The 12473-nt window shown below is 70.0% G+C and carries 7 protein-coding genes; 4 read left to right on the forward strand and 3 right to left on the reverse strand.

Translation table 11 applies throughout. From position 1 onward, the window contains the following. Positions 1-93: 93 nt before the first annotated feature. A complete protein-coding gene (lanL, locus tag OG965_RS37355) occupies positions 94-2826 on the forward strand; it encodes a class IV lanthionine synthetase LanL (protein ID WP_371656519.1) in 2733 nt (910 codons plus the stop codon). After that, the gene (locus OG965_RS37360) at positions 2786-3898 is read left to right on the forward strand and encodes an ABC transporter substrate-binding protein (protein WP_371656520.1); all 1113 of its coding nucleotides are present in this window, start codon (positions 2786-2788) and stop codon (positions 3896-3898) included. The genes lanL and OG965_RS37360 overlap by 41 nt, the downstream gene beginning before the upstream one ends. A 108-nt stretch (positions 3899-4006) precedes the next feature. On the opposite strand, the gene OG965_RS37365 is transcribed toward OG965_RS37360, so the two are convergent. The 3 genes from OG965_RS37365 to OG965_RS37375 form a co-directional block, all read right to left on the reverse strand. Continuing rightward, positions 4007-4885, reverse strand: coding sequence for a geranyl diphosphate 2-C-methyltransferase (locus OG965_RS37365; protein WP_371657163.1), 879 nt, complete (start codon positions 4883-4885; stop codon positions 4007-4009). A 9-nt stretch (positions 4886-4894) separates the two neighbouring features. Next, positions 4895-6220: a family 2 encapsulin nanocompartment cargo protein terpene cyclase gene (locus OG965_RS37370; RefSeq protein WP_371656521.1), complete on the reverse strand. Its 1326-nt coding sequence runs from the start codon at positions 6218-6220 to the stop codon at positions 4895-4897. Between the two features lie 107 nt (positions 6221-6327). Then, entirely contained in the window at positions 6328-7740 is a 1413-nt protein-coding gene (locus OG965_RS37375; protein WP_371656522.1) for a family 2B encapsulin nanocompartment shell protein, read from the reverse strand. A 428-nt stretch (positions 7741-8168) separates the two neighbouring features. Between OG965_RS37375 and OG965_RS37380 the strand changes: the two genes are divergently transcribed. Further along, on the forward strand, positions 8169-11315 hold the full coding sequence (locus OG965_RS37380) for a hypothetical protein (RefSeq protein WP_371656523.1): 3147 nt from the start codon (positions 8169-8171) through the stop codon (positions 11313-11315). 18 nt (positions 11316-11333) lie between these two features. Further along, the gene (locus OG965_RS37385; RefSeq protein ID WP_371656524.1) at positions 11334-12410 is read left to right on the forward strand and encodes a hypothetical protein; all 1077 of its coding nucleotides are present in this window, start codon (positions 11334-11336) and stop codon (positions 12408-12410) included. Positions 12411-12473: the final 63 nt, after the last annotated feature.

A 12473-nucleotide genomic window follows, 5' to 3' on the forward strand; every position in this document is an offset into this window, starting at 1 on the left:
GGACCGGCCTCGGCCGGTGAGGACAGGTCCGGGACGGCCGCCACTGGCGTGCACCGCTCGGGCCCCCGCGCGTCCCGCGGGCGAGGGACTTCGGTGCCCCGGTCCGGCACACCGGGCCCGGAACACAGCCTCGACCGGCAACTCAGGAACCTGCTCGTCGACTGCGAGCGGCGTCTCGTCGCCGACGATCAGTGGCTCTGCCTGTTCGCTTCCCACCCTCGGGCAAGTGAGCTTCCCGGCCACGGTTGGAAACTGCATGTATCCGCCCGCGCGGAGGACCTGTCGCGGGTCGCGGACCTGGTCGTCCCCGTGCTGCTGCGCTATGTCTGCGACGCCAAATTCGCCCGCGACGCGGCGGTGTTGAGCCTGATGAACAGTGGAGCGCTCGACGCCGCGCTCGTAGGGAAGGCGGTCACCGTATATCCGCGACCGGGGGATGTGACGGCGCTGGGCGGTGAACTCGCGGATCTCCTGGCCGGCCGACCGGGCCCCCGGGTGCTCAGCGACCGGCAGATCCGCTCCGATGCCCCCGTCTACTACCGCTACGGCCCGTTCCGGGCCACGGGCACCGATGATGCCGCGCTCGTCATGACCGGCCCCGACGGGGTGCGCTTCCGTGGGCGCGCGGGCACTCGATACCGCCAACCACCGTGGTCCGCCGACCCGTTCCGGGCCGCCACGCCGCCCGCGGGCCGTCCTGCCCGCCTGATCGGCGGGCGATACCGGCTCACCACAGGCATCTCCCGTTCCCCCCACGGCGACGTCTACCGCGCCATGGACACCGCCTCCGGCGAGCGCGTGATCGTCAAACAGGCCAGGGCCTACGTCGGCGAGGGCCCCGACGGTGTCGATGCCCGCGGCCGCCTGCGGCACGAGCACACCGTCCTGCGAGCCCTCGCGGGCGTCGAAGGCGTCCCCCAGGTTCGCGACCACATCCGGCACGGCGACGACGAGTACCTGGTCACCACCGACTGCGGGCCCGTTGACCTGCGCCGCGATGTACTCGGCCACGGGCCGTACGCGCCCGCCGCTGAACCCGCGCTCGCAGGCTCCGGGGCAGTCGGGGCGACAGCGGACAACCGTGAAATCGCCGCGTTGGCACGCCGTTTGCTGGCCGTGCTCGACGCAGTGCACGCCCGTGGCGTCGTGGTGAGTGATCTCAAGCCGTCCAATGTGGTGCTCGGCGAGGACGGCACCGCGTACCTCGTGGACTTCGGCGTCAGCGCACTGCACGGTGACCGGCCCGCCGGCGCGACGCCGGGCTACTCGATGCCGGTATACCGCGCGGGCGAGCCGCCCGGGCCGGCCGACGACCTGTACGCGCTCGGCGCGACCCTGCACTTCGCGCTGACCGGCATGGACCCGGTGGTCGTCGACCGCGACGAGGCCGTCAACCGGGACCGCACCCTCGCCTGTCTGGCCGCCGTACTCCCGGACGCGGCGCACCGGTCGGCACGCGAACTCGTCGGCGGACTTGTGGACCCCGACCCTCTACGGCGTGCCGCCTACGCACGGCGGGGGCGCGGGCATCCCGCACCGGTGGCCAATGGGCGCCAACTCCCGTCACCGCCAAGGGTTACCCGCGGCCTACTGGACGACCTGATCGCGCACACCGTCGCGACCTGCGCGACCGCCGTCGGCGAACTGCCCGCGGGACCGCAGCCCCGGCAGACGCAACAGCACTTCGGGCTGACCCTTTACGACGGTGCGGCCGGCGTGGGCCTGGAACTGCTGCATCACAGGGAACAGCCGGGCGTCCCCCAGGCCGTGGCCGCCCTCGCCCATCGCACCGCCCACCACACCGCCCTGCCGACGCTGACCGCCGCGCTGTACACCGGCCGCACCGGCGTCGACCTCTTCCTCGACGCCGCCGTACTGACCGGCACAGCCGAGGCGTTCGTCCCCCCGCCGAGCCTGCGACCCCACGACGACACCGGTGACCAGATCGGCGGTGCGGCGGGCGCCGGGACCGGGCTGTTGGCGTTGGCCCGGCGCGCGCACGCGGCGGGGCGGGACGAGGAGGCCGGGGCGCGGCTGGCCGCAGCGGGAGCGTGTGTCCGCACCCTGCTGGCTGCGGAGAGCGGGCGGGAGCGTCCGCAGCCGCAGCGTTCGGCGGCGACGTCCGAGGCGGCGTTCGAGTTCGGCTTCGCCCACGGCCGTGCGGGCGTCATCCACTTCCTGCACGCCTACCACCGCTTCACAGGTGACCCGGCCGCCGGCGCGGCCGCCCGCTCGGGACTGGACGAACTCGCCGTACACACCCCCCGCCTGTTGGCGCTGGCCGCCCGCCCCGAGGCCCACCGGCGCTACGGGTCCTGGTGCCGCGGACTCGCCGGGATCGGAACCCTGCTGATCGAGGCAGGCGGGCACGAGGGGGACCCGGGCCTGACGGACCTGGGGGTGCGGTGCGCCTGGGCGTGCCGCGACCTCGCGCCCCGGATGAGCCCGGTGTCCCAGTGCTGCGGGCTGGCCGGCGTCGGCGAACTGCTCATCGACGCCGAGGCCGTCACCGGCGACGGCAAGCTGCACCGCGCCGCCGAGGACGTGGTGGGGCTGATCCTGTCCCGCAGCGGCGGCACCCCGCGTCGGCCGCTGTTCCCCGACAACACCCTGGCCGCTTCGGGACCGGGGTGGGCCACCGGCAGCGCGGGTGTTCTGTCCTTTCTGCGCCGCCTGCGCGACCACGGCGGCCCGCGCCTGTGGAACGACAGCGCACCGGCCCCGGCGCACGTGTTATCACTCCCGGAGAGCTTTGCAACCGGAAGTGAGAGGGAGACGCCCACACATGAATACGCCACCATCCCCACGGGGAGCGGAGTGGACTGACGGATCATCCGTCCGGATCGGCGCTCTCGTCCCGCTGACTCGGCCCGGCTGGGTCGAGGCGGGCCGGCACCTGCTCGCTGGACTTGAGCTGGCGGTTGGCGACGTCAACGACACCGGCGGGATCGCCGGAAGGCCACTTGAGCTGGTGGTCCGGGACAGCGCGGCTGACCCGGAGAGGGCCGCGGCGGCCGTGGACGAACTGGCCCAACTGGGCGTGGCCGCCATGGCGGGGGAGTATCACAGCGTCGTCGCCCGCGCCGCTGCCGCCAGGGCCGACGTCCTCGGCCTGCCGTTCCTCTGCTCGTCGGCGGTTCTCGACGCGCTCACCGAACAGCCGACGGATTGGGTCGCGCGCCTCGCCCCGGCCCAGTCCCACGGCTGGCAGATCTACGCGGACTTCCTCCTGGGCGCGGGCCACAGCCGCATCGCCATAGCGGCCGAGCCGAGTGTCTACTGGGCATCCGGGACCCGCATTCTGCGGGACTACCTCGCTCCACGCGGCGCCACCGTCATCGAACTCGACATGCGCGCGCTCACCCCCACCGCCGTGTGCGACGCACTCGTCGACCACCGTGCAACAGCCCTCCTCCTTCTGGTCGGCCACCCTGAGCCCGCGGTGCCTGTCGTCAAGGCTGTCCGCCGCGACCAGCGCCTGGCCGAGATCATGATCGGTGCTCCGGCCGGGCAGCCGGAGTTCTCCGAATGGGCGGCGTCGCTGGGTGATGACGGCGCCGCGATCCCGTTCTTGCGCTACCTGCCCGAGCGCCTCGGCCCACTCGGCGCACGGGTCGAGACGGCCCTGCGCGAGCGGCTGGCCCAAGCACCGTCCTTCGTCGCCTTCGAGGGCTACGACACGGTCGCCGTCCTCGCCGATGTGCTGCGTTCGGACGGCGCGGACCGGGCGCGCACTGCCGCATCCTGGCCGCGCGTCGCAGTCGAAGGCACCCGGGGGCAGATCCGGTTCTCCCGTACGCCGGGTATCAGCGTGTGGCAATGGGCTTGGGCGCCCGTCCAAGTCGTCGATCGGGATCCGGCGGAACCCGATCGCTTCCGGATCCTTCACACGGGCTGAGAGAGCACGGAGGTCCGACTGCGGTGCCGGTGGCCTCGCCCGGGGTGCACCGCGGATGCTCCGCAAGGGCCGGGTCCGTTGGGCCCGGCCCTTGCGGGCAGCGGTCGGTCAGACGCGGTCGGCGGCGATCAGGAGGTACTGGAAGGAGCCGTCCTCGTACGAGTTGAGGAACGCCTCTTCGATGCCGGTGACCAGGGAGGACGTGGCCCGCAGCTGCCAGTAGGGCGTGGTCGCGGCCGTCAGGTCGATGACGGCTTGCGGCACGAGGCGGTTGTCGGCCATGGCTCGCAGGTATTCTCTGCGGGAGTGGATGTTGCATTCGAAGTGGGCGTTGATCTGGGAGACCCACTTCGAGGGCTGGCCGTAACGCGGGTTCCAGCAGCCGGTGATGGTCACATAGCGGCCGCCGACCGCGAGGACGCGGGAGTGCTCGGCGAAGAGGTCCTCAAGGTCGACGTACATGCTCGACTCGTTGTTCCACGAGGCCGAGGCCTGCCCGGTCTCGAAGGGCATGTCCAGCATGTTGCACACGCGGGCGCGGACATGGTCCTCGATGCCGAGTTCGAGGGCGCGCTGGTTGGCGAAGTCGGCCTGTTTGGCGGACAGGGTGACGCCCTCGACGTTGCATCCGAACCGCTGGTGGGCCATGACCATCGACCCGCCCCGCCCGCAGCCGGCGTCCACGAGCGTGTCGGCACGCCCGATGGTGCCGAGGTGGTCCAGCAGGACTTCGGCCTGTGCCGACTCCAGGCGGTGAAGCTCGGCGATCAGTTTCTTCTCGTGCTCGCTGTCGTCGGCGTCCCCGAGGGCGGCGTGGTCGACGTCGCCGATGCCGTAGTGGTGGTGGTAGAGCCCGTCGACGTCGCCGAGACGCAGGTTCACGGGCCTGGCCTCATGGTCCCAGTAGCGGGCGATGTCCCCCTGATAGGGCGACGCCGGGGCGGGGACGAAGGCGGAGGTGTTGGTGAGCTCGGTGGTCACAGGAATGTGCACTCCTTACCAGAAATCGGGCAGGCTGTATCGGTAGGTGTTGGTCTGGTGCCAGTAGTGGTTGCCGTCGACCCACGCCGCCACTCCCCGCAGGAAGCGCAGCACGCTGGGTACGGGGCAGGCGGCAGCGACGGCGGCGGCTTCGGTTTCGAAGTCGTGCATGAGCTGGTTGTGGACCTCGACTGCCTTCAGATAGGCGTCCTTGTCGGACATGCCCTCACGTTCGGCGATCACCACCGGCAGGTTCAGGTGTCGGCCGGGGCTGTTGAGTTCCTTGGTGTACGAGTACAGGTCGTTGACGATGGTGGTGGCGTTGCCGGCGAGTGCGATGACGCGCTGCATGGCGGGCCGGGCGTGCAGGTCGGCCGGCAGTTCGTAGCCGCCGACGGTGTCGGTGATGGTGGGGCAGGGCCGGAAGTTGTTGAACTGGCGCATTGCCAGGTACTCCCACACCTCGGGAACGGTGTCCGTCTCGGCCCACGCGGCCTCGGCGAGGTATCCCAGGTGCAGACGGGCCATGTCGTGCCGGAACCGGTCGGCCTGTGAGGGCGCGGCGTGCTGGAGGAAGTACTCCATGGCGGAGCGGTAGGCGCGCCGGGGAGCGTCCGACTGGAGCGAGGCGGCCCACTCCGGCTCGTACTCCGTCGTGGTGTGCAGCGGGTCGAGGGCGGTGTGTGCCAGCAGGAGGCGGCTGCCGAGCCCGATGGGCGAGCCCCCGTGGTCCTCGCAGTAGCAGTCGTCGACCGCGTTCTCGGCGACCATCAGCCGTGCGGCGACCATCAGGTGGTCGGTGGTGGGAGCGTCCGGATGGCAGGCGACCATGTAGCGGGCGACGGAGAAGCCGTCGAACTGGTCTTCCCACTCCGGGGGGTATGCCTGGACCTCGTCCACCGCCCATGTCTTGATCCTGCGGCTGATCTCCTCCACCCGCGACGGGTCGGGCTGCGGCACCGGGTGGTGGTAGAGGCCCGGGATCGGAGTGCCTTCCACCGGTGTCACGGGAGCCGGGGACTGCTCGCACCGGCTCAGTTGCAGGCCGGCCGTACCCAGACCGGTGGGGCCTCGCAGGATCCGTTCCAGGGCCGGGTCCAGTTGCCTCACCTGGGCGGCACTGTCCCGCAAGTGCCGCGCGATCAGGTCACTGCCCGGGGCGTTGCCGGGTGGTGACTCGCCCGGAAGAGCGGTTGGCGCGGCAGGGACAGGGACGCGGGGCGGCCCTGGCAGGCGGAGCCGGGCATCGGCTTCCACATCGGCGGCAACAGTGCGGTCCCCGAAACGGGCCGCGGCGGCCGGCAGGCTCGACTGCACAGGGGCAGCACCAGGATCGGGCATCCGTAACTCCTTGATGAGGTGAGGCGGGGCGGACTGCCCCGGGTCCCGGGCATGTTCGACCCGCGGCCGGGGAAGGTCCGGGCCGTTGGGGGCGCTGAACGGCTCCCCTAGTGGTTCCAGTGGGCGATCTGCACGTTCTCCAGCACGCCGAGCGCGTTGGGCACCAGGATGGCGGCGGAGTAGTAGGTGGTGACCAGGTACGAGGCGATCGCCTGCTCGCTGATGCCCGTGTGGCGCACCGACAGACCCGGCTCGTACTCGTCCGGCAGGCCGGTCTGGTGCAGACCGATGACGCCCTGGTTGTCCTCGCCGATTCGCATGGCGAGGATCGAACTGGTCCTCTCCTTGCTGATGGGGATCTTGTCGCAGGGCAGGATCGGCACGTTCCGCCACGCAGGAACCCGCTGCCCGCCGAGGTCGACCTGGTCCGGATAGATCCCGCGGGCGTTGAGCTCGCGCCCGATCGCCGCGATCGTCCTGGGGTGGGCGAGGAACAGCTTCGTGCCCCGGCGGCGGCAGAGGAGTTCGTCGAGGTCGTCCGGGGTGGGCGGGCCGGAGTGGGGCTGGATCCGCTGCTTGAAGTCGGCGTTGTGGAGCAGGCCGAACTCCCGGTTGTTGATCAGCTCGTGCTCCTGGCGCTCGCGCAGCGCCTCGATGGTCAGCCTGAGCTGCTCCTCGGTCTGATTCATCGGCCCGTTGTAGAGGTCCGAGACCCTCGTGTGGACCCGCAGAACGGTCTGTGCGACGGAGAGTTCGTACTCGCGCGGGCGGAGCTCGTAGTCGACGAAGGCGCCCGGCAGTCTGGCTTCGCCGGTGTGGCCGGCCGACATCCCGATCTCGGCCTCGCCATGGCGGTTCTGGCGCCGGCGGGGCAGCGAGCCGAACTGCTCGATGTGGGCCCGCAGGCTCGGTGCCCTGGACAGCACGGCGCCGAAGTCGGCACGGGAGAGGGTGAGCAGGGTGCCGGCGGTCTCGGCCGTGGCGGTGTAGTCCCATGTGGCGTCGGCGTCCAGAAGGGCCTGCTCACCGAAGTGGTGGCCGTCGGCGAGCAGGCCGATGCCCGCTTCGTCACCGTACTGGCCGACGGAGGTCTGGCTGATGCGGCCGTGGACGATCAGGTTGATCCGCTCGGCGGGGGCGCCGCGCTCGACCAGCACTTCGCCGGCGCGGAAGTCACGCTGGACACACCGGTCGGCGATCGCGGTCAGTACGTCGGCGTCCTCGAAGCCGCGCAACAGGGCCAGTTCGCCGAGCTCTTGGGGGATCACCCGGACGTCGGCACCGTCCTGGACGAATGCGATGTACCCATCACCGACGGTGTACGTCAGCCGACGGTTCACCCGGTAGGTGCCGCCCTTGGCCTCCACCCAGGGGAGCATCCGCAGCAGCCAGCGATCGGTGATCCCCTGCATCTGCGGCGCGGACTTGGCCGTGGTGGCCAGGTTGCGGGCGGCCGCGGTGCCCAGGCTGCTCTGCCGTGCCGGCTCCAGCTCCGTCTCCGGGCTGGTCTCGATGGTCATCCGCCGGGCTCTCCTTCGCGAGGGGGTGGTCGGGGTGCGCGGGCCGACCGGTGATGGCGACATGAGGGCAGACCTCGGCAAGCCCTCCAGTTCCCGAGCACCAGTAAAGGGCCGGTGTGCCAGGCTCGGGCCAAGATGGGTTGTTGTTACTTCGATGCAGTGGTCTTGCCCCGCATGATGTTTGTTCGGGTGGCCGAAGGTATTCGGACTGCTCGAACGCAAGCTCACCAGGCTGCCACCCCGGCAACGGCCCTGTGTTCCGCTCAGTGGACCGAAGCGATTGCCATTCAGCGCGGAACTGGCATCCTGAACAGGCCGTGTAGCAGGACGCGGATGAACATCCCTATTCCCACGGGGAGTTGGCGCGTGATGACCGGGGCGCATCACGCGCCACACGCCCTGTTCGGGCGAGCCTCCCTGGAGAGTGCATGGAACCGCTATTCCGTATGTCGTTGATCCGCCCCGCGGTCAGTCAGGATCCGGATCAGCCAAGTATCGAGCTGGCTCAGCAATCCGCCTTCCAGGACGTGCTCGCCACCGCGTCGGAATCGAGCACGCCCCGTGCGGAAGTGCGCCGCGTGGCCGGGGAGTTCGTCGCGTCGGCCAGATTCATCGGGGCCCCGGCGAAGACCCCACTGGCGATGCAGACCGCCACGTTCGCCGCCGCCCTCGGACGGCTGCTCGCGAGCCCACCTGTTGGGCAGCCCAACGCCCTGCGGCTCGCGGTCGTCAAGGCGGTGCGGGATGCGTACGGGGCTGAGCCTCCGGCCGTGGTGGGCGGGCAGCCCTACCAGGAGTCGGTGTCGCGGCTCCGGGACAGTCTGCTGGCGATCAAGTACCTGCCGACCGCGCACAGTCGGCCGATCGACGCCCTCACCGACCAGCTGCGGTACTTGGAGGTGATCGCACGCCTGGTCTCGGACGCGGCGTTCCCGGCCAAGGCGGATGATGTCCGGCGGATGCTGCGGCGATCTCTGAAGCTGCCCAGGGCGACGGGCCTGGAACCCGAGCTTTCGACGAGCGCGGCCGAAGCCCGCCGGCGGGAGCAGGAGGAGCAGGCCGCGGCCCGCCGCCGTGAGCGCGCCGCACAGCTGCTGGCAACGCACAAGCGGCTTCGGGACGCGGTGGTGGAGCTGACCGGCCTCGGCGGAGAGCATCTGCAGGCCACCTCGCAAGCGGACGGCGACGGGTCCGTACCGGCCGCCGACCTCCAGCCCCTGGCCGCACTGGCCCGACAAGTCAGCTTCCACAGCCGCCTCGGCGAGGCGAACCTGCGTGCCCTGGGCCCGGCTCCCGCCACGCCGCTCGCCGAGCCCGCGGCGGACCCCCCGGCCCAGCCCCCACCGGCGCCGCCGGTGGAGGGCGCCGCACTGCTCGCGGGGCAGGTCTTCGGCGCGAAGCCCGACCTGCTGTCGGGTACTCCGCCGTTCAAGGCCTTGCAACTCAGTGACCTCGGCTTCCGACTGCGGGCCAGTGCTCTTGACACCCTGAGCGCGGCCACCAAGACGCTCCTGTCGGAGCGCGGCATCGGAGTGAACGCCCAGCCGCTGGACCGGATCGTGGCCCTGTTGCAGGACGAGCGGACCTCGATCGGCGGGGAGCTGGAGACCCTGGTGGGCCGTCCGACGCGCCGCAGTGTCAAGCGCATCGGCGACACGCTCGTCACCCTCTCGACCCCGCTGCCCTCCCCGTGGACGGACCTGGTCGTCGGGGAAGGCCTGGCGCCGGAGTCCGTACCGCTGGTGGACGAGCGGATCCCGTACACGCGCGGCACGGTCGCCCCGTCCGGTGTCGCGGACCTGATCCTGGTCCGCCAGCAACTGGTCGGCTACGAGGGGGCCGAAGTCGCCCACATCGAGAACGTACTGCGCGGTGAGAGCAAGCAGCGCGAACACACCCGGCGACAGGAGACCGAGCAGATCACCTTCACCGAGACCGAGGTCACCACGGCCGAGGAACGGGAGCTGGAGTCCACGGACCGGTTCGAGATGACCCGGGAGGCAAGCTCGGTCATCAAGGAGGACGCACAGCTCAAGGCGGGACTGACCGTGTCGGGCAAGTACGGGCCGACGGTCGAGTTCAACGCCTCCGTCGAAGGCTCGTTGTCCCGCTCGAAGGAGGAGGCCACGAAGTCGGCCGCGACCTTCGCGCAGGACGTGACGCAGCGCAGCTCCAACCGGATCTCCGAACGGGTCCTGCAACGCACGTCCCTGCGCGTCACCACCGAGGTGACCGAGAAGAACAGCCACGGACTGGACAACCGGAACGGCAACGGCAACATCTCCGGGGTCTACCAGTGGGTGAACAAGGTCTACGAGGCCCAGATGTACAACTACGGGCTGCGGACCATGTTCGACTTCATGGTGCCGGAGCCCGCCGCGTACTTCATCGAGACGCTTCAGTCGGCGCACGCCAGTGCGGTGGACATCGCCAAGCCGGCCCCGTTCACGATCCGGCCCGACCAGATCACCGAGCTCAACTACACCCAGTGGGTGCAGCTTTACCACGCGACGGACGTGTCCCCGCCGCCGGAGATTTACCGCACGAAGTCATTCGACTTCAAGGCGGGCGGCGGCGACAGCAAGACCGACTACACGCACTCGGGGCAGATCGGCATCGACGACGGCTACATGGCCGTCCAGGTCTCCTGCGGCGCGCTGTTCAACCTCTGGCAGCAGAACTGCAGCGTCGACGTGCTCGTCGGCAGCAGGACGCACAGGTTCCACTACGGCGACTGGCTGTGGACGGCGCCGATGACGCAGGAGCGCGACTCCGTCCCGGTCGCCGTCCAGACCTGGCGGATCTCGGGCGTCGCCGTCGGAGTCGAGGTGAAGTGCCAGCGCACCGAGCGGGCCCTGGACAAGTGGCGTCTGGAGACCCATGCCAAGCTCACCACCGCCTACCTCGCGCGCCTGTCGGAGTACGAGCAGCAGCTCGCCGCCCTCCAACTGCAGGCCGGGGTGCCGATCCATGGCCGCAACCCGCTGGCCAACCAGCTCATCGTCGCCGACGAGCTGCGCAAGAGCTGCCTCAGCATCCTCACCGACCAGCACTTCGACCTGTTCGGCTCGATCAACGTGGTGACGAGCGACGGCCGTGCGATTCCGCAGATCGATGTGGCAGAGGCCGCCGCCGAAGGCGCGTACGTACGGTTCTTCGAGCAGGCCGTCGAATGGGAGCATTTGACGTGGGTGGCGTACCCGTACTTCTGGGGTCGTAAGAGCCAATGGGACGAGCGGCTGAGTTACGAGGACCCGGACCCGCAGTTCAATCAGTTCCTCAAAGCCGGGTTCTGCCGGGTGACCGTGCCGATCCGCCCCGGTTTCGAAGGGGCTGTCGACCACTACATGAACTTCGGGGAACTGTGGAACGGCGGTCCGCTGCCCGCGATCACGAGCCCTCTCTATCTGCCCATCGCCGACGAACTGGCCGAGCGGCTCAACCGTCCCGGTGACGAGGTCCCCCAGGGCGCCCCGTGGCGGGTCCGCATCCCGACGACCCTGGTCAAGCTGCGCCACGACGACGAACTGCCCGCCTGGCGCAAGGACGCGTCCGGCGAGTGGGTGGAGAACTGAGGAACAGGAGCGGTTGGCATGGCGAAGGCCACCTCGTTCGGCGCGGTTGTCGCACTGATCCGGGCCGCGGAGGACCTGCTGATCAAAAAGGCCGGTCAGACGAGTCCCCTGGACCGCGTCAGTACTCTGCGGGGCGTCTACTACGGGACTCTGTGGAGTCTCGACTACAAGGTGGAATCCGTCCGCAGCACGGGTGGCGCGAATATCCGCAACCTCGGATTCCTGACGTACACCGGAGGAACGATCCCCGCGGATCCCCGGCCGGCCTTCGCCGGGACCAGCATCATGGCCGACCTCCAGGCCAGCCAGAGCATCCGCGACCGGGGGCGCGGCATCGACATCGGGCACATGCTGATCGGGCTGGAGACGCGTTCGAGTCAGGTCCTGCGGACGCAGAACTTCACGGGACAGGGCGGAACCGGCCTGGAGATCGTGACCTGGCTGGGTGACCTCGGCGGCGGCGCCGCGAATCTCGCCAAGCGCCGCATCCTGAGACCCACGAGTGTGGAGGTCATCTTCCACAACCGCACGTCGGACTACGGGGTGATGGACAACCTGGAGGGCGATGCGGCCGGATACCTGGTCGCCTGCGGCACGACGCCCGGCGGGGCCCCGCAGTACCCGCCGGGCAAGGGCATCGCGGACGCACTCGCCAGCTATCTCCCTCTGGGGAGCAAGGCCGAGTGGGCCCAGCGCGCCGGCCGATTCGCCGGCGCGCTCGGTGCCACGGTGTCCTCTGCGGGAATCGTCAACAAGGCTGCCCTGATCGACAAACTCGCGGACAAACTCTATGAGTTCGCCGTGTGGTACGCGGCGACCAGATGGGTAACGTCGGGCGAACTCCTCGGCCCGGCCGCGGACAAGGCCTGCCAGCACATGAAGGGAACGGCACGTGAGGTCGCCACGGTCTTCGTCACCACGCTGTCCTCCGCCATCGCACGTCCACCGACCCCCATCGACGCCACCGGGCCGTACCCGGGGCAGAGTGCCACGGGCCCATGTGCCAGCTCGATGCTGAAGGCCGCGTCGACCGACGTCGGCGCGGTCCGCAAACAGCTTGATCAATGGGTGAAGGAACTTGGCCATTTGTTCTAATGACCCTGACTGCTCTGAGCCTGGACCACTGGGGCCCCACCCGGAGACATGGGGGCGTACGGG

The sequence above is a fragment of the Streptomyces sp. NBC_00224 genome (genome assembly GCF_041435195.1).
In the GTDB taxonomy this organism is placed as follows: domain Bacteria; phylum Actinomycetota; class Actinomycetes; order Streptomycetales; family Streptomycetaceae; genus Streptomyces.